Consider the following 16,589-nt stretch of genomic DNA (forward strand, 5'->3'; position numbering starts at 1 on the left):
CTGCCGCATCTTTTATACCTATAACGATTCGCCTGATGCCCACGACGTTTCATGAGATTCCCCGCAAGCGCCCGACCACGCCCCTGCTCGACCGCGCTAACACGCCGGACGGCCTGCGCCGGTTAGGCGAAGCCGAGCTGGAAACCCTGGCTGATGAGTTGCGCCTGGAATTGCTCTACACGGTCGGCCAGACCGGTGGGCATTTCGGTGCCGGCCTGGGCGTCATCGAGCTGACCATCGCGTTGCATTACGTCTTCGACACCCCGGACGACCGGCTGGTGTGGGACGTCGGTCATCAGGCTTATCCGCACAAGATCCTCACCGGTCGTCGCGAGCGCATGGAGTCTTTGCGCCAGAAGGACGGCATCGCCGCCTTCCCGCGCCGCTCCGAGAGCGAGTACGACACATTCGGCGTCGGCCACTCCAGCACCTCGATCAGCGCAGCGCTGGGCATGGCCATCGCCGCCCGCCTGCAGAACAGTGATCGCAAGGCGATTGCGGTGATCGGCGACGGTGCACTGACCGCCGGCATGGCGTTCGAGGCGCTGAACCATGCGCCGGAAGTCGACGCCAACATGCTGGTGATCCTCAACGACAACGACATGTCGATCTCGCGCAACGTCGGCGGGCTGTCGAACTATCTGGCGAAGATCCTTTCCAGCCGCACTTACGCGAGCATGCGTGAAGGCAGCAAGAAAGTGCTGTCGCGCCTGCCCGGCGCCTGGGAAATCGCCCGCCGCACCGAAGAATATGCCAAGGGCATGCTGGTTCCCGGCACCCTGTTCGAAGAACTGGGCTGGAACTACATCGGCCCGATCGATGGCCACGACCTGCCGACCCTGATCGCCACCCTGCGCAACATGCGCGATCTGAAAGGCCCGCAGTTCCTGCACATCGTCACCAAAAAGGGCAAAGGCTTCGCCCCGGCGGAAGTCGACCCGATCGGTTACCACGCCATCACCAAGCTCGAACCGCTGGACGCCCCGGCCGCTGCGCCGAAAAAGGCCGGCGGGCCGAAGTATTCCGGCGTGTTCGGTGAATGGCTGTGCGACATGGCCGCTGCCGACCCGCGTCTGGTGGGCATCACCCCGGCGATGAAGGAAGGCTCGGATCTGGTGGCGTTCAGCGAACGCTTCCCGCTGCGCTACTTCGACGTGGCGATTGCCGAGCAACACGCCGTGACCCTCGCTGCCGGCATGGCCTGCGAAGGCGCGAAACCGGTGGTGGCGATCTACTCGACGTTCCTGCAACGCGGTTACGACCAGTTGGTGCATGACGTCGCGGTGCAGAACCTCGACGTGCTGTTCGCCATCGACCGCGCCGGTCTGGTGGGCGAAGACGGCCCGACCCACGCCGGCAGTTTCGATCTGTCGTTCCTGCGCTGCATCCCGGGCATGGTCATCATGACCCCGAGCGATGAAAACGAACTGCGCAAAATGCTCACCACCGGCCACCTGTACAACGGCCCGGCGGCGGTGCGCTATCCACGCGGCAACGGCCCGAACGCGACCATCGAAAAAGACCTCGAACCGATCGAGATCGGCAAGGGTGTGGTGCGTCGTCAGGGCAGCAAGGTCGCCCTGCTGGTGTTCGGCGTGCAAATGGCCGAAGCCCTGAAGGTCGCCGAGACGCTGGACGCGACCGTGGTCGACATGCGTTTCGTCAAGCCGATGGACGAAGCGCTGGTGCGCGAGATTGCCAACAGCCACGATCTGCTGGTAACCATCGAAGAAAACGCGATCATGGGCGGCGCTGGTGGCGCGGTCAGCGAATTCCTCGCCCGCGAGAACATCCTCAAGTCGGTGCTGCACCTGGGCTTGCCGGACGTTTACGTCGAGCACGCCAAGCCGGCGCAGATGCTGGCCGAGTGCGGGCTGGATGAAGTGGGGATCGAAGCGGCAGTGCGTGAGCGCCTGACTCTGCTCAACAAGTAATCACCATCCCTGTGGGAGCGGGCTTGCCCGCGATGAGGTCGGCACAGTCAACATTGATGTTGGATGTACCGACGCCATCGCGGGCAAGCCCGCTCCCACAGTGTTTTGTGTCGCTGGAAATCTAGTGCACACCAGAAATACCAACGGAATACCGATGAACCTCTCGCGCCTCGCCCTGCCCCTCCTGCTGCTGCCCTCCGCCAACGCCCTCGCTGACAATTTCGAACGTGATCAGGCCCTGAAGCTGCCGGACGTGCTGATCAGCGCCAACCGCCAGGTCGAAGCGCGCAACGACAGCAGCGCCGCCAACACCGTGTTCACCCGCGAAGACATCGAGCGTCTGCAACCGCGCAGCGTCACCGATCTGCTGCAGCGGGTGCCGGGCGTGCAAGTCGCGCAAACCGGCGGACGTGGCAGCCTCCCGGGGATCTACATTCGTGGTACGCAATCGGCGCAGAGCCTGGTGCTGGTCGACGGCCAGCGCATCGGCAACTCCACTTCCGGCGACAGCAACCTGCAACACCTCAACATCGAGCAGATCGAGCGCGTGGAAGTGCTGCGCGGTTCGCGCTCGGTGATTTACGGTAGCGATGCAATTGGCGGGGTGATTCAGATCTTCACCCGGCGCGGCAGCGAACAAGGCTTGCAGCCCCGGATGCATGTCGGATTCGGCAGCAACCAGACCTGGGAACGCAGTATTGGCCTCTCCGGCGGAGACGAGAAAACCCGCTTCAACCTCGGCGCCAGCCTCGATGAAACCGCCGGCCTCGACCGCACCCATGAGTCCTACCCCAGCGACAGCGACCATGACGCCTACCGCAACAAATCCATCAGCCTGAGCCTCAGCCATGCGTTGACCGATGACATCGAAGTTGGCGCCAATCTGCTGGATAACCGTGGCAAAAGCGAGTTCGACAACCCGTTCGGACGCTTCGACCCGGTGACCTTCGACTCTGTGCAGCAGCAACCGTACAGCGATTTCACCGTCAGCAGTTTCAGCAGCTACATCGACGCGCGGATCAACGAGCGCTGGAAGTCGCGCCTGGAACTCGGCCATAGCGAAAACCGCGAGAAGTCCTTCGACAAGCTCAGCGACGAGCGCTCGGTGTTCAACACCTACCGTGATTCGGTGACCTGGCAGAACGACCTGACCCTCGATGCACGCAACAGCCTGATCCTTGGCGGCGACTGGTACGAAGACCGGATCAACAGCAGCACCGCGTTCGACGAAGACAGCCGCTGGAACCGCGCAGCCTTCATCCAGCATCGCTTCCAGGCCGACAGTTTCTCCACCGAACTGGGCCTGCGCCGTGACGACAACCAGCAGTTCGGCGGCCAGAACAGCTGGAGCGGCACGCTGACCTTGCCGGGCAACCCGGACAACGATCTGCTGCTCAGCTACAGCGAAGGCTTCCGCGCGCCGACCTTCAACGATCTGTATTACCCGGACTTCAGCAACCCCGACCTGAAACCGGAAACCTCGAAAAGCTACGAGCTGCAATGGCGCAGCCAGTTGAGCGACAGCACTCGCCTCGAAGCCTCGCTGTACCGGACCGATCTGGAAGACGCGATCATCTTCGGCAGCAACTCACGCCCGGAAAACGTCGCCTCGGCGCGAATCAACGGCTTCGAAGCAGCGCTGAAACAGGAGCTGTTCGGCTGGCAGAGCAACCTCGGCGTGGCGATCATCGATCCCCGCGACCGCGACACCGGCCACACTTTGGCACGGCGTGCCCGTCGCACCCTGAGCTGGGATCTGGATCGACAGTTCGATCGCCTTGGCCTCGGCGCCAGTTGGCAGGCCGTCAGCAGCAGTTACGACGATCTGAACAATCAGCAACCATTGGGCGGTTATGCACTGCTCGGACTGCGCAGCAGCTGGGCGCTGTACAGCCATGACGGCAGTCAGTATGACTATCGCGAGGAAGGTCGGGCGTTCATGTTCGGCGTGACCTGGACGCCGCAGCTCTAACGATCTGGCGCGATCAGCTGGCAGAGCTTGGCGGTCGCCTCGATCATCTGCCCGCTCGGACGCTCAAGGCCTTTATCGGTGACCAGCAGCAACTGCCCGTGCTTGACCGCTGCCACTTGTGGCCAGGCGTTCCACGCCTCCAGTTGCGGCTGATCGCCGGCCAGTATCACTTCGGGATCACGCTGTAAAACCGCTTCGATGCTCACCTGTGGCGCTGACAGGCTCAGGTCGGCGAACACATTGCGTGCGCCACACACTTCAAGCGCATCGCTGATGATTTGTCCGCCACCGACGGTGTACAGCGGCTTGTCCCAAACCTGATAGAACACCCGCAGCGGTACTTCGCGGCGGTAGCGCTGGCGCAGCTTATCGAGTTTTTGCCGCAACTCGCTGGCCCGCGCGATCCCACGCTCAGGACGACCGAGCTGTATCGCGATGCCCTCAATCTGCGCAATCAGCTGTTCGAGACTGTGGGGCTCGGCAACGAACGTCGGGATGTTCAGGCGCTTGAGCTGATCACGTTGAGCCGGGCCGACACTGCCGGGCCACAACAGCAACAAGTCAGGCTTGAGGCTGAGCAGGCGCTCCATGTCGAGCTGGCCGTAACGGCCCACCGAAGGCACGTCCTTGATCGCGGAAGGACGCTCACCGGCATCCAGCACCCCGACCAGCAGGTCGGCCGAACCCAGTTCAACCACGATTTCGGACAGAGATGGCGCGAGGCTGACCACCCGCAGAGCGGCCAGCGTTTCACCGCTGACGGCCAGCAGCAGAACCGCCAGCCAGAGACGACGCATCAAGCGAGTTGACGCGGGATACGGTAGAGGTAGAACAGCACCGCCGTGGACAGCGCCAGCAACATCAGCGGCACCGCTTCAAGGCCAACGAACACCGCCAGCGCACCAATCCATGCCGGCAGCGCCGCGACCACGTATGCACTGCGAAGGCAGGCCGCCAGGGCAATCCAGGCAGCGGGCTCTTCAGGAGTATCGAGGGCTTTTTGCGTGGCGATCAGCGCATGTTTGTAGCGCCCGAAAAACTTCAGGCTGACAAACATCGAGGCCACGCCAGCGATAAAGAAAGGCATCGCCAGCACCGGCAGAATCGCCTCGCCCTGGCCGAACACAGCGTTGATCACGAACAGCGGCACCAGCGCCAGCGCCAGGTATTTCCACCAGGCGATCGACAGACGGCGCCGCACTTGCCCGCGGGTCACGCCCGGTCTACCTCGCCCTGATGCTCGTTGCCCATCATGTGGTCGAGCTTGCTGGCCTTGGTCGCCAGATAGAGTTTGTTGTGCGGGTTGTGGCCGGTGTGCAGCGGCACGCGCTCGGCAACAACGATACCCATATCGGTCAAGGCTTTGACCTTGCGCGGGTTGTTGGTCATCAGACGCAGGGATTTGACGCCCAGATGCTCCAGCATCGGCAGGCACATGGCGTAGTCACGCTGGTCGGCGGCAAAGCCCAGACGCTCGTTGGCTTCAACGGTGTCGGCGCCGCCGTCCTGCAATTCGTAGGCACGGATCTTGTTCAACAGACCGATACCGCGTCCTTCCTGACGCAGGTACAGCAACACGCCACGACCTTCGCGAGCGATGGCCTTGAGAGCGCCTTCGAGTTGCGAACCGCAGTCGCAACGCTGGCTGAACAAGGCATCGCCGGTCAGGCATTCGGAGTGCAGACGGCCGAGTACCGGGGCACCGTCGGCAATCTCACCCAGGCTCAGCACGACGTGCTCGCGGCCGGTGGCTTCATCGAGAAAACCGTGCATGGTGAATTGCGCAAAAGGCGTTGGCAGCTTGGAAGCGGCGACAAAAACGACAGGCACCGGTGTGCTCCTGATCTGAAAAGTCTGAAGATTCGCTGGGCGGCATTGTAACAGCAGGTTCCCGCAGGCGCTTAGGCTGAATTATCGGCCATAACGATCAAAAAGTTTGATAACAGGCTCGCCCTTATCGCGTTCATTCGAAGGGATACGGCTGCTTCCAGCGCTCGAAGATCGGCTTCAACTCGCCGTTCTTTACCAGTTGCTCCATGCGCTGGTCGTAGATCGACATCAGTGCACGGGCTTGCGGGGTGTCGGCGAAACCGAGGTACAGCGGCAATTCCGCCAGATGTGAATAACGGTACTGCGACGGGTCGGCGGCGTTTCTCACCACCGCTTCTATTTCCGTCAGCGCATCGATGTAGTAATCCGCCCGCCCCTGTTTGAGCATCGACAGGATGCCGGTGCGACGCTCGATCTGGTTGAAGCGTTTGACGTTCGGCAGGTAGGTTTCGTAGCGATAGCCGCGCACCCAGGCCAGTCGGTATTTGCCCAGCGTCGCCTGGGTCGGCGAGGGATTGCTGGCCAGGCCGAGCGCGTAGATGTGGTCGGAATCGAAATTCCATTTCGGGTACAGCACCTGTTCGGCTTCACCGCGATAGGAACCGACCAGTGCGTCGGCTTCCTTCAACTGCACCAGCCCGACCGAGCGGGTGTAGGGCACGGTGCGAATATCCAGGGTCACGCCGGCCGGCTCGAAGACTTTGCGCAACACGTCCCAGCCCAGGCCATGACCATCGGCGGCGGTGTAGTCTTCCCAGTCTTCGCTGGCCAGGTGAATGACCGACGGCGGTGCGTCCTGTGCCTGGGCCATGGCGCCAAGCAAGGTCAAAACCACTATCGCCAACCAGCGTCGAGTCATCCCTGCGTCCCTCATCCACGCCTGGAAATCAGGCGAAAAGCCACACCAGTCCCTGCATCGCCAGCCAGGCAAATACGCCGGCCAGCACGTCGTCGAGCATGATGCCGACGCCGCCGTGAACATGCCGGTCGATCCAGCGGATCGGCCACGGCTTGAGAATGTCGAAGAAGCGGAACACCAGGAACCCGGCGAGCAACCAGTACCAGCCTTCCGGCACCAGCCAGAGAGTGATCCACATCCCGACCATTTCGTCCCAGACGATGCCTTCGTGGTCGTGCACCCGCAGATCGTCGGCCACTTTGCCGCACAGCCAGAAGCCGAACAGCATGGTGATTCCAAGCATCAGCCAGTAACCCCAGTCGGGCAGCATCTGCCACAACGGGATAAAGGGTAGCGCAACTAACGAGCCCCAAGTGCCCGGCGCCTTGGGCAAGGTGCCCGAGCCGAAGCCGAACGCGAGGAAATGCCAGGGATTGCGCCAGACCGACGGCGGAACGAATTCGGCCGGAACCTGTTTCGGGTGATCTGTCACGGTGACTCCTGAAAATGTTGATAACCCCGGATTTGCGGGGTGATGTCGTGCCCGTCGCGATCCAGCAGCACCACGCCCTGGCCCTGCGTCACACGACCGATCACATGGATCGGCCAGCCATCGGCGAGCAGCGCCGGCAACTCGACGGCCGGCAGGGTGAAGGCCAGCACGTAGTCATCGCCACCGCTCAACGCCGCACGTTCGGCGCCGCGTTGACCGAGAAACGCCACCAGCGCCTCCGACAACGGAACGCGCTCGCGCTCGACTTCGAGGCGGACCTTCGAGGCCAATGCGATGTGACCGCAATCGGCGAGCAGCCCATCGGAGATGTCCAGCGCCGAAGTGGCCTTGCCACGCAGGGCCTGACCGAGAGCGAGTTGCGGTTGCGGCGACCAGTAATGATCAAGCAGCGGCTGGGCGATGTGTGGTTCGGCGTCTCGCTGACCCAGCACCAGCGGCAAGGCCCCGGCGGCATTGCCCAGTTCGCAGCCGACACACAGCAGATCGCCAGGCCGGGCGCCGCTGCGGGTCAGCGCTTTGCCGGCCGGGACGCGGCCGAACACGGTAACGGTCAGGCTCAACGGCCCGCGCGTCGTGTCGCCGCCGACCAGTGCCACGCCACAGCCCTGTGCCATGCGGTTCAAACCGCGGGCATAGGCTTGCAGCCAATCGGCGGTCACCGTCGGCAAGGTCAGGGCAAGGGTAAAAGCGACGGGCGTGGCGCCCATGGCAGCGAGGTCGCTGACCGCCACGGCCAGCGAGCGCTGACCGAGCAGAAACGGATCGCAGGGGTCGGCGAAATGCACACCGGCCACCAGCGTATCGGTGGAAACCGCCAGCTGTTCCCCGGAAGGGACCGCCAGCAAGGCGCAGTCGTCACCGATCCCCAGTGCAACGCCTTCGCCGCCCTGCGCACAAGGCGCGGCGGCGAAGAAATTGCGGATCAGCTCAAACTCGCCCATGGCTGAGAAAAAGTATTCAAGCGCCGATCAGCGCTTGAACGCCTTCACTTCAGCTTCACGCAGGCGCGGAGCCAGCTTGTCGAGCACGCCGTTGACGAACTTGTGGCCGTCGGTCGAACCGAACACCTTGGCCAGCTCGATACCTTCGTTGATCACAACGCGGTACGGCACGTCGACGCGCTTGAGCAGTTCCCAGGTGGACAGGCGCAGAACCGCCAGTTCAACCGGGTCCAGCTCTTCGATCGCCAGGTCCAGGCAAGGCGTGAGCGCGGTGTCGATTTCGGTCTTGAACTGCGGAACCCCGTGCAGGATTTCGCGGAAGTAAGCCCCGTCGACATCGGTGAAATCGTTATCGACCCGGAACTGCGCTTCGATCTCGTTCAACGACTGCCGAGCCATGTGCCACTGATACAGGGCCTGGGTCGCGAGCTGACGGGCTTCGCGGCGCTTGGCGCTTTTCGATGGCTTGCCGGCATCCGCAGGTTTCGGATCGCGCGGGTTGAAACGATCGCTTTCGTCGCTAATCACTTGGCCTCCAACTGCGCCAGCAGGCTGACCATTTCCAGAGCGGACAGGGCAGCTTCAGCACCTTTGTTGCCGGCCTTGGTGCCGGAACGTTCGATGGCTTGCTCGATGGAATCAACGGTCAGGACGCCGAAAGCGACCGGTACGCCGAATTCCATGGACACCTGGGCCAGGCCCTTGGTGCACTCGCCCGCTACGTATTCGAAGTGCGGAGTACCGCCACGAATGACCGCGCCCAGGGCGATGATTGCTGCGAACTCGCCTTTCTGGGCGACTTTCTGCGCAACCAGCGGGATTTCGAAGGCGCCAGGTGCGCGGATGATGGTGATGTCGCTTTCGCTCACGCCGTGGCGAACCAGGGCATCAACTGCACCGCTGACCAGGCTTTCAACCACGAAGCTGTTGAAGCGGCCCACTACCAAAGCGTAGCGGCCTTTAGGGGCGATGAAGGTACCTTCGATGGTCTTCAGGGTCATTCGTCAGATCTCTTAAAGAGCCGGGACGCGTCTGTTTCGCGTCCCTCAGTGATTTATTTGCCGCGAATTCGGAGCCGGAAACAACCGGTCATTATTCGGAGGGCACGTATTCTACAACTTCCAGATCGAAACCGGATATTGCATTGAACTTCATCGGCGCCGACATCAGTCGCATTTTGCGCACGCCGAGGTCACGCAGGATCTGCGAACCGGCACCAACGATGCTGTAGGTGGTCGGTTTTTTCACCGCCGCCTGATCGCCGGTTTCGCGGATGTGCGCCAGCAACACGTCGCCATCCAGTGGGTGACCGAGCAACAGCACCACACCGCTGCCGGCCTCGGCAACCGCAGCCATGGCGGCGCGCAGGCTCCAGCGGCCCGGTTGTTTGACCATTAGCAGGTCACGCAGCGGGTCCATGTTGTGCACGCGAACCAGGGTCGGTTCTTCGGCGCAAACGGTGCCCAGGGTCAGTGCCATGTGCACGTCGCCTTCCACGGAATCACGATAGGTCACCAGGTTGAATTGGCCCAGTTCGCTGTCCAGCGGCTGCTCGGCAATCCGCTGAACGGTACGTTCGTGGATCATCCGGTAGTGAATCAGGTCGGCGATGGTGCCGATCTTGATGTCGTGTTCAGCCGCGAAGGCTTCCAGTTCGGCGCGACGGGACATGGTGCCGTCGTCGTTCATCACTTCGCAGATCACGCCGCTCGGCTCGAAACCGGCCATGCGCGCCAGGTCGCAGGCGGCTTCGGTGTGACCGGCGCGGGCCAGGGTGCCACCGGCCTGAGCCATCAGCGGGAAAATGTGGCCCGGGCTGACGATGTCTTCGGCTTTCGCGTCTTTCGCAGCGGCCGCTTGCACGGTGCGCGCACGGTCAGCGGCGGAAATGCCGGTGGTCACGCCTTCGGCGGCTTCGATCGAGACGGTGAACTTGGTGCCGAAACCGGAACCGTTGCGCGGAGCCATCAGCGGCAGCTTCAGGGTTTCGCAGCGCTCGCGGCTCATCGGCATGCAGATCAGGCCACGGGCGTGCTTGGCCATGAAGTTGATGTGCTCGGCCTTGCAGCATTCGGCGGCCATGATCAGGTCGCCTTCGTTTTCGCGGTCTTCGTCATCCATGAGGATGACCATCTTGCCTTGGCGGATGTCTTCAACCAGTTCTTCGATGCTATTGAGCGCCACAAGGCACCCCCTTCAGTCAGGATTTGAGGTAGCCGTTGGCGGCCAGAAAGCTTTCAGTGATGCCACCGCCAGGCTTTTGTGAAGAGTCAGGCTCAGCGGCCCTGTCGCCCAGAAGCAGACGCTCCAGATAACGCGCCAGCAAGTCGACTTCCAGGTTCACCCGGCGACCTGGCTTGTAGGACGCCATGATGGTTTCGCTCAGGGTGTGCGGGATGATCGTCAGCAGGAATTCGGCGCCATCGACCGCGTTCACGGTCAGGCTGGTGCCATCGACGGTGATCGAGCCTTTGTGGGCGATGTACTTGGCCAGCTCCTTCGGCGCGCGGATGCGAAATTCCACGGCGCGGGCATTGTCACTGCGCGAGACCACTTCGCCGACACCGTCGACGTGACCGCTGACCAGATGGCCGCCGAGACGGGTGGTCGGGGTCAGGGCTTTTTCCAGGTTGACCGGGCTGCCGCTTTTCAGGTCATTCATGGCGGTGCAGTCGAGGGTTTCGCGACTGACGTCGGCGGCGAAGCCGTTGCCCGGCAGTTCAACCGCGGTCAGGCACACGCCGTTGACCGCGATGCTGTCGCCGAGTTTGACGTCGCTCAGGTCGAGCTTGCCGGTTTCGACATGCACCCGCACATCACCGCCCTTTGGGGTCAGTGCGCGGATACTGCCGATGGATTCGATGATGCCGGTAAACATGGGGTTCTCCTTGAGAACGAAGCCAGCGCTAACGCGATGGCCGGGAATTATACGCTCGCCGATGAGACAGGGATTGCAGTGACTCGCCAGTCATCGCCAACCGCGCGAATTTCAGTGATTTTCAGCTCCGGCGCATCCTTCATATAGGCCAGCGGCCAGTCCAGAAGCGGACGCGCCGTGGAGCCGAGGAACTTGCCGGCAATGAAGATCACGAACTCGTCGACCAGACCGAGCTGGGCAAACGCGCCGGCCAGTCGCGGACCGGCCTCGACCAGCACTTCGTTGACGCCACGGTTGGCCAGTTCGATCAGCAATTGATGCAGATCGACCTGACCGTCATCGCCCGGCACGATCAGGCATTCCGGACCGTGGGCGTACTGTTCTTCGATGGCCACGCAGGTGGCGACCAGCGCCGGACCGGCCTTGAAGAACGGCGCATCCAGCGGCACCCGCAGACGCCCGTCGATCAGCACCCGCAGCGGCGGACGGCTCAGGGCCAGCGCGGTTTGTTCGGCATCCAGTCCCAGCTCATCGCCGCGAACGGTCAGGCGTGCGCCATCGGCCAGCACCGTGTCGGCGCCGGTCAGCACCACGCTGGCCTGGGCGCGCAGACGCTGCACCGCCGAACGCGCGGCCGGGCCGGTGATCCATTGGCTCTCGCCGCTTTCCATCGCCGTGCGACCGTCGAGGCTCATGGCCAACTTGACCCGCACGAACGGCAAGCCGTGCTCCATGCGCTTCAGAAAACCTTGATTGAGCTTGCGGGCTTCGACCTCCAGCACACCGCTTTCGGTGGCGATGCCGGCATCGGCCAGACGCTGCAGACCGCGTCCGGCGACTTGTGGATTCGGATCACGCATCGCCGCGACCACCCGACCGACACCGGCATTCACCAGCGTATCGGCACACGGCGGTGTGCGGCCGTGGTGGCTGCAAGGTTCGAGAGTCACGTAAGCCGTGGCGCCCCGGGCCAGTTCACCGGCGGCGCGCAGGGCGTGGACTTCGGCATGGGGTTCGCCGGCACGTTCATGCCAGCCTTCGCCGACAATCTGCCCGTCACGCACGATCACGCAGCCAACCCGTGGATTGGGATGCGTCGTGTAATGCCCCTTGCGCGCCAGCTCCAGGGCCCGGGCCATGAAGTGGGCGTCGAGGATGGCCTGCTCGACGGCGGTGGTCATTCTTTCACCGGTTCGCGGGCGAGGCGGTCGATCTCTTCGCGAAATTCGTTGAGGTCCTGGAAGCGGCGGTACACGGAAGCGAAACGGATGTAGGCCACTTCATCGAGCTTCTGCAGCTCGGCCATCACCAGTTCGCCGACCACGAGGGACTTGACCTCGCGCTCGCCGGTGGCGCGCAGCTTGTGTTTGATATGGACCAGAGAGGATTCGAGGCGCTCGACGCTCACCGGACGTTTCTCCAGGGCGCGCTGCATGCCGGCGCGGAGTTTTTCTTCGTCGAACGGTTGGCGGCTGCCGTCGGTTTTGATCAGGCGCGGCAACACCAGTTCGGCCGTCTCGAACGTCGTGAAACGTTCGCCGCAGGCCAGGCATTCACGCCGGCGGCGCACCTGTTCGCCCTCGGCGACCAGACGCGAGTCGATGACCTTGGTGTCGTTGGCACCGCAGAAGGGACAGTGCATGGTGGCTGGCAACAAAAAAAGGGAGGGCCATGGTAGCGCATCCCGGTGGCAAGACAAGCCATAGGCTTTGCGGTATACAGACTGCCATGATCGTTTGATCCATGGATTTCATTTTGCTGGAGCCGCCAATGTCCCTACGACCGCTCGTTTTGCTCAGTGTTTTCAGCCTGCTGGTTGCCTGTGGCAGCGATGCGCCCAAGCCTCAGCCGCCCACGCCGGGCCCGGCGCCGCAACAGGCGCAGAAAAAAGCCCGGGAAGCCGCCGACCTCGGCCCGCTGCCCGCGTATCAACGGGAACTGAGCGGCACCCTGCAAGGCGTGCCGGCCGGCGCCGAAGTCGAACTGGCGCTGCTGGTGATCGACGCAAAGGATCGCCCGCAACAATTGCTCGCCAGCTCCAGCCTGATCGGCAACAACCAGATTCTGCCGTTCCATCTGCGCTTCAACCCCGACGCGTTCCCGGTGGGCGCGCGGGTTGAACTGCGCGGCCGCGCCAGCCAGTCCGGCCAGTTGATCCTGCACCTGCCGTCGCAGACCATCACTCAGCCGACCACCCAGGCGCTGGGCCAGCTGCAATTTGTCAAAGCACCATGAATGCACCGCTAGACCTGCAACAGTCGCTGGGCGAGTTGCTCGGCGACGCCCGACTGAAGGCCTGTGCGTTGCCGGACACCGATTTGCAGCTGTGGCTGATCGACGGCGACAACATGGCGCGCGAATTCAGCCAGGAGGAAACCCAACGAATCCTGCATGAACCGCCGTACTGGAGTTTCTGCTGGGCCAGCGGTCTGGCGGTGGCGCGCTATCTGGCGGAGTTTCCCGAGTGGGTTCGGGGCAAACGGGTGCTGGATTTCGGCGCCGGTTCCGGAATCGCCGGCATCGCCGCGGTGAAAGCCGGTGCGCTGGAGGTGGTGGCCTGCGACCTGGATCCGCTGGCGATTGCCGCCTGTCGGGCGAATGCCGAACTCAATGCTGTGCAGATGAGCTATTCCACGGATTTCTTCGCCGAGGCGGATCGCTTCGATCTGATCCTGGTGGCCGACGTCTTGTACGACCGGGAAAACCTGCCGCTGCTCGACGCCTTCCTGAGCCGTGGACGCGAAGCGCTGGTGGCGGATTCGCGGGTTCGCGATTTCCGCCATCCGTTGTACCGGCGCATCGAAATGCTCGAAGCCATGACTCTGCCGGATCTGGCCGAGCCCGAAGAGTTTCGCCATGTCAGCCTCTACCATGCGGCCCGCGCCTGACCGTATAGTTGCCCCATTCACGCTTTTACGAGAGACCCCATGAGTCAGCAAACGCCGTACATCTTCGCCGCCACGACGGCCGACTTCGACCAGTCGGTGATCGAGGCTTCCTTTCAAAAACCGGTGCTGGTGGATTTCTGGGCCGAATGGTGTGCACCGTGCAAGGCGCTGATGCCGATGCTGCAAGGCATCGCCGAAAGCTATCAGGGTGAGTTGCTGCTGGCCAAGGTCAACTGCGATATCGAGCAGGACATCGTCGCCCGTTTCGGCATCCGTAGCCTGCCGACCGTGGTGCTGTTCAAGGACGGTCAACCGGTGGACGGTTTTGCCGGTGCGCAACCGGAATCCGCCGTGCGCGCCCTGCTCGAACCGCATGTGCAGATGCCGGCGCCGTCCGCCGCCGATCCGTTCGAACAGGCTCAGGCACTGTTCGATGAAGGCCGTTACGCCGACGCGGAAGCGGCACTGGTTACGCTGCTGGGCGAAGACAACACCAACGCCAAGGCGCTGATCCTCTACGCTCGCTGCCTGACCGAACGCGGTGAGCTGGGCGAAGCGCAAACCGTGCTCGACGCGGTCAAGAGCGACGAGCACAAAGCCGCACTGGCCGGCGCCAAGGCGCAGATCAAGTTCCTTGGTCTGGCCCGCGACCTGCCGGACGCCGCCGACCTGAAGAGCCGTCTGGCGCAAAACCCGCAGGACGACGAAGCGGTGTATCAACTGGCGATCCAGCAACTGGCCCGTCAGCAATACGAAGCGGCGCTGGACGCGCTGCTCAAGCTGTTCATCCGCAACCGCAGCTACGGCGAAGGCCTGCCGCACAAGACCTTGCTGCAAGTGTTCGAACTGCTGGGCAACGATCACCCGCTGGTGACCGCTTACCGGCGCAAGGTGTTTGCCGCGCTGTACTAAGCGCTTACTCGACCCAGCTGTAGAGCGGCGTGTCCCCGCCGCTCGCCACTTTCACATCGGATGAATGACGCAGGCGCACCAGCAAGCGCTTGCCCGCCGCTGCGCTGCCGGTCAGCCCTTCGAGCTGATCCAGCAACTCCGGGCCGCTGAGTTGTCCGGCCTTGCGCAACAGATCCCTGGCGACCTGCCACAACGCGTCATCCTGATTCACCGGTTTCGCCACCGGCGCCGCCGCTGCTGTCTGCGGCTGGGCCGTCTGCACCTGCACGCCAAACTGCGCACCGAGTCGCGCCCAGTCGCTTTCATCCAGTTCCAGGGTCAAATCCACCGGCAACTCGCCGACGGTTCCGCGTATCCGCAACATAAGCTTCGCTCCCGCACATTTCTGACCTGCATGCTCCCATGGGACTTGTGTAACGCCAAGCGGGCGGGCAAACTCTGCGCACTTTCGTTATAAGATTACATAACAAACTCTTCACTTTACTTCCCGGAGACCGCCATGCGTCGTCTGCTGCTCGCTTTGCCGTTTGCCCTGTTGCCGCTGGCCATCGCCCATGCCGCCGATGAGCATGATCACGACCATGAGCACGGCAGCCTCGGTGCCCACGAACATGGCGTCGGTCGCCTGAACGCCGCCCTCGACGGCCAGACCCTGGAGCTGGAGCTGGAAAGCCCGGCGATGAACCTCATCGGTTTCGAACACGTCGCCACCAGCGATGCCGACAAGGCCAAGGTCGCAGCCGCGCGTGCGCAGCTGGAAAAACCGCTGGCGCTGTTCAGCCTGCCGGCCGCCGCCGGTTGCAAAGTCACGAGTCAGGAACTGGAGAGCCCGCTGTTCGGCGACAAGCCGGATGCCGACAACCACGACGACGAAGAAGAAGCCGGCAAGGACGGTCACGAGCATCATCACGACCACAGCGAAATCCACGCCCACTACCAATTCAGCTGCGCGGCGCCGGGTGCGTTGAAAACCCTGGATCTGGCGAACCTGTTCAATACCTTCCCGGCCACCCAGAAAATTCAGGTACAACTGATCAGCCCGAGCGGCCAGCAAGGCACGGAAGTGACGGCCAAGGCCGCCGCCCTGAAGTTCTGACACGAAACGGCGCCATGACCCAAGCACTCATCGAACTGTCCGACCTGGGCTTCAACTGGCCCGGTCACCCGCCGCTGCTGGACATCCCGGCGTTTCGTCTGGAAGCCGGCGAAACCCTGTTCCTCAAGGGCCCCAGCGGCAGCGGCAAGACCACCCTGCTCGGCCTGCTCGGCGGGGTGCAGAAACCCGGCCGCGGCAGCATTCGCCTGCTCGGCCAGGAACTGACCGAACTGGGTGCCGGCGCCCGTGATCGCTTTCGCGTCGATCACACAGGCTACATTTTCCAGCAGTTCAACCTGCTGCCGTTTCTCTCGGTGCGCGAGAACGTCGAGCTGCCGTGCCACTTTTCGAAGCTGCGTGCCGAACGTGCGAAGCAACGCCACGGCAGCGTCGATCAGGCTGCTGCCACCCTGCTCGCCCACTTGGGCTTGAAGGACGAAAACATCCTGAGTCGCCGCGCCGATTCGCTGTCGATCGGTCAGCAACAGCGGGTCGCCGCGGCCCGTGCGTTGATCGGCCAGCCGGAACTGGTGATCGCCGACGAACCGACCTCGGCACTGGATTACGACGCCCGGGAAAACTTCATTCGCCTGCTGTTCGCCGAGTGCCGCGAAGCCGGCTCGAGCCTGTTGTTCGTCAGCCACGACCAGAGCCTGGCGCCGCTGTTCGACCGTCACCTGTCCCTGGCCGAACTCAATCGCGCCGCCACGTCTGCCGAGGTTTGAG

General features: G+C 63.0%; 20 protein-coding genes. 7 read left to right on the forward strand and 13 right to left on the reverse strand.

Annotated elements, in window-relative coordinates; translation table 11 throughout:
• The first annotated feature begins 35 nt into the window (after window positions 1-35).
• Together dxs and ABFB52_RS25930 are read left to right on the forward strand one after the other, a co-directional pair.
• Window positions 36-1,934, forward strand: coding sequence for a 1-deoxy-D-xylulose-5-phosphate synthase (gene dxs, locus ABFB52_RS25925; RefSeq protein ID WP_129972505.1), 1,899 nt, complete (start codon window positions 36-38; stop codon window positions 1,932-1,934).
• Between the two features lie 154 nt (window positions 1,935-2,088).
• On the forward strand, window positions 2,089-3,906 hold the full coding sequence (locus ABFB52_RS25930; RefSeq protein WP_129972506.1) for a TonB-dependent receptor: 1,818 nt from the start codon (window positions 2,089-2,091) through the stop codon (window positions 3,904-3,906).
• Here ABFB52_RS25930 and ABFB52_RS25935 read toward each other — a convergent pair.
• The 12 genes from ABFB52_RS25935 to nrdR form a co-directional block, all read right to left on the reverse strand.
• The gene (locus tag ABFB52_RS25935) at window positions 3,903-4,703 is read right to left on the reverse strand and encodes a cobalamin-binding protein (RefSeq protein ID WP_129972507.1); all 801 of its coding nucleotides are present in this window, start codon (window positions 4,701-4,703) and stop codon (window positions 3,903-3,905) included. The genes ABFB52_RS25930 and ABFB52_RS25935 overlap by 4 nt on opposite strands.
• Entirely contained in the window at window positions 4,703-5,122 is a 420-nt protein-coding gene (locus ABFB52_RS25940) for an MFS transporter (RefSeq protein WP_129972508.1), read from the reverse strand. Before ABFB52_RS25940 ends, ABFB52_RS25935 begins: the two co-directional genes overlap by 1 nt.
• Window positions 5,119-5,736: a GTP cyclohydrolase II gene (gene ribA, locus ABFB52_RS25945; protein WP_007955551.1), complete on the reverse strand. Its 618-nt coding sequence runs from the start codon at window positions 5,734-5,736 to the stop codon at window positions 5,119-5,121. The genes ABFB52_RS25940 and ribA overlap by 4 nt, the downstream gene beginning before the upstream one ends.
• A 133-nt stretch (window positions 5,737-5,869) precedes the next feature.
• Entirely contained in the window at window positions 5,870-6,595 is a 726-nt protein-coding gene (locus tag ABFB52_RS25950) for a transporter substrate-binding domain-containing protein (RefSeq protein ID WP_085747617.1), read from the reverse strand.
• A 28-nt stretch (window positions 6,596-6,623) separates the two neighbouring features.
• Window positions 6,624-7,127: a phosphatidylglycerophosphatase A gene (locus ABFB52_RS25955; protein WP_085697647.1), complete on the reverse strand. Its 504-nt coding sequence runs from the start codon at window positions 7,125-7,127 to the stop codon at window positions 6,624-6,626.
• Entirely contained in the window at window positions 7,124-8,089 is a 966-nt protein-coding gene (thiL, locus tag ABFB52_RS25960) for a thiamine-phosphate kinase (RefSeq protein WP_129972509.1), read from the reverse strand. Before thiL ends, ABFB52_RS25955 begins: the two co-directional genes overlap by 4 nt.
• A gap of 27 nt (window positions 8,090-8,116) precedes the next feature.
• A complete protein-coding gene (gene nusB, locus ABFB52_RS25965; protein WP_024014489.1) occupies window positions 8,117-8,617 on the reverse strand; it encodes a transcription antitermination factor NusB in 501 nt (166 codons plus the stop codon).
• Entirely contained in the window at window positions 8,614-9,090 is a 477-nt protein-coding gene (gene ribE / locus ABFB52_RS25970; RefSeq protein ID WP_003228649.1) for a 6,7-dimethyl-8-ribityllumazine synthase, read from the reverse strand. Before ribE ends, nusB begins: the two co-directional genes overlap by 4 nt.
• Window positions 9,091-9,181: 91 nt before the next feature.
• Window positions 9,182-10,273 carry a bifunctional 3,4-dihydroxy-2-butanone-4-phosphate synthase/GTP cyclohydrolase II gene (ribBA, locus tag ABFB52_RS25975; protein ID WP_007955569.1) on the reverse strand — a complete coding sequence of 364 codons (1,092 nt, stop codon included), beginning with the start codon at window positions 10,271-10,273 and terminating at the stop codon, window positions 9,182-9,184.
• A 16-nt stretch (window positions 10,274-10,289) separates the two neighbouring features.
• Window positions 10,290-10,967 (reverse strand): riboflavin synthase, encoded by a 678-nt coding sequence (locus ABFB52_RS25980; protein WP_085609113.1) that lies wholly within the window; start codon window positions 10,965-10,967, stop codon window positions 10,290-10,292.
• A 47-nt stretch (window positions 10,968-11,014) separates the two neighbouring features.
• Entirely contained in the window at window positions 11,015-12,148 is a 1,134-nt protein-coding gene (gene ribD / locus ABFB52_RS25985; RefSeq protein WP_129972510.1) for a bifunctional diaminohydroxyphosphoribosylaminopyrimidine deaminase/5-amino-6-(5-phosphoribosylamino)uracil reductase RibD, read from the reverse strand.
• Complete coding sequence (gene nrdR, locus ABFB52_RS25990; protein WP_003228656.1) at window positions 12,145-12,609, reverse strand: transcriptional regulator NrdR; 465 nt, start codon at window positions 12,607-12,609, stop codon at window positions 12,145-12,147. Before nrdR ends, ribD begins: the two co-directional genes overlap by 4 nt.
• A gap of 128 nt (window positions 12,610-12,737) precedes the next feature.
• Here nrdR and ABFB52_RS25995 point away from each other — a divergent pair, with 128 nt between their 5' ends.
• The 3 genes from ABFB52_RS25995 to trxA are packed head-to-tail and all read left to right on the forward strand — an operon-like array spanning window position 12,738 to window position 14,767.
• On the forward strand, window positions 12,738-13,202 hold the full coding sequence (locus ABFB52_RS25995; RefSeq protein ID WP_007955577.1) for a YbaY family lipoprotein: 465 nt from the start codon (window positions 12,738-12,740) through the stop codon (window positions 13,200-13,202).
• Window positions 13,199-13,855 (forward strand): 50S ribosomal protein L11 methyltransferase, encoded by a 657-nt coding sequence (locus ABFB52_RS26000; protein WP_102686394.1) that lies wholly within the window; start codon window positions 13,199-13,201, stop codon window positions 13,853-13,855. Before ABFB52_RS25995 ends, ABFB52_RS26000 begins: the two co-directional genes overlap by 4 nt.
• A gap of 39 nt (window positions 13,856-13,894) precedes the next feature.
• Window positions 13,895-14,767 (forward strand): thioredoxin, encoded by an 873-nt coding sequence (trxA, locus tag ABFB52_RS26005; RefSeq protein ID WP_129972511.1) that lies wholly within the window; start codon window positions 13,895-13,897, stop codon window positions 14,765-14,767.
• Window positions 14,768-14,771: 4 nt separating this feature from the next.
• Here trxA and ABFB52_RS26010 read toward each other — a convergent pair whose 3' ends face one another.
• Entirely contained in the window at window positions 14,772-15,131 is a 360-nt protein-coding gene (locus ABFB52_RS26010; RefSeq protein ID WP_102686395.1) for a hypothetical protein, read from the reverse strand.
• A gap of 135 nt (window positions 15,132-15,266) precedes the next feature.
• On the opposite strand from ABFB52_RS26010, the gene ABFB52_RS26015 reads away from it, so the two are divergent.
• Window positions 15,267-15,863: a DUF2796 domain-containing protein gene (locus tag ABFB52_RS26015; RefSeq protein ID WP_129972512.1), complete on the forward strand. Its 597-nt coding sequence runs from the start codon at window positions 15,267-15,269 to the stop codon at window positions 15,861-15,863.
• Between the two features lie 14 nt (window positions 15,864-15,877).
• On the forward strand, window positions 15,878-16,588 hold the full coding sequence (locus ABFB52_RS26020; protein WP_129972513.1) for an ABC transporter ATP-binding protein: 711 nt from the start codon (window positions 15,878-15,880) through the stop codon (window positions 16,586-16,588).
• The last annotated feature ends 1 nt before the right edge of the window (window position 16,589 follow it).

It is taken from the genome of Pseudomonas sp. 9.2(2024), from assembly GCF_039695385.1.
GTDB classification, from domain to species: Bacteria; Pseudomonadota; Gammaproteobacteria; order Pseudomonadales; family Pseudomonadaceae; genus Aquipseudomonas; species Aquipseudomonas paraglycinae.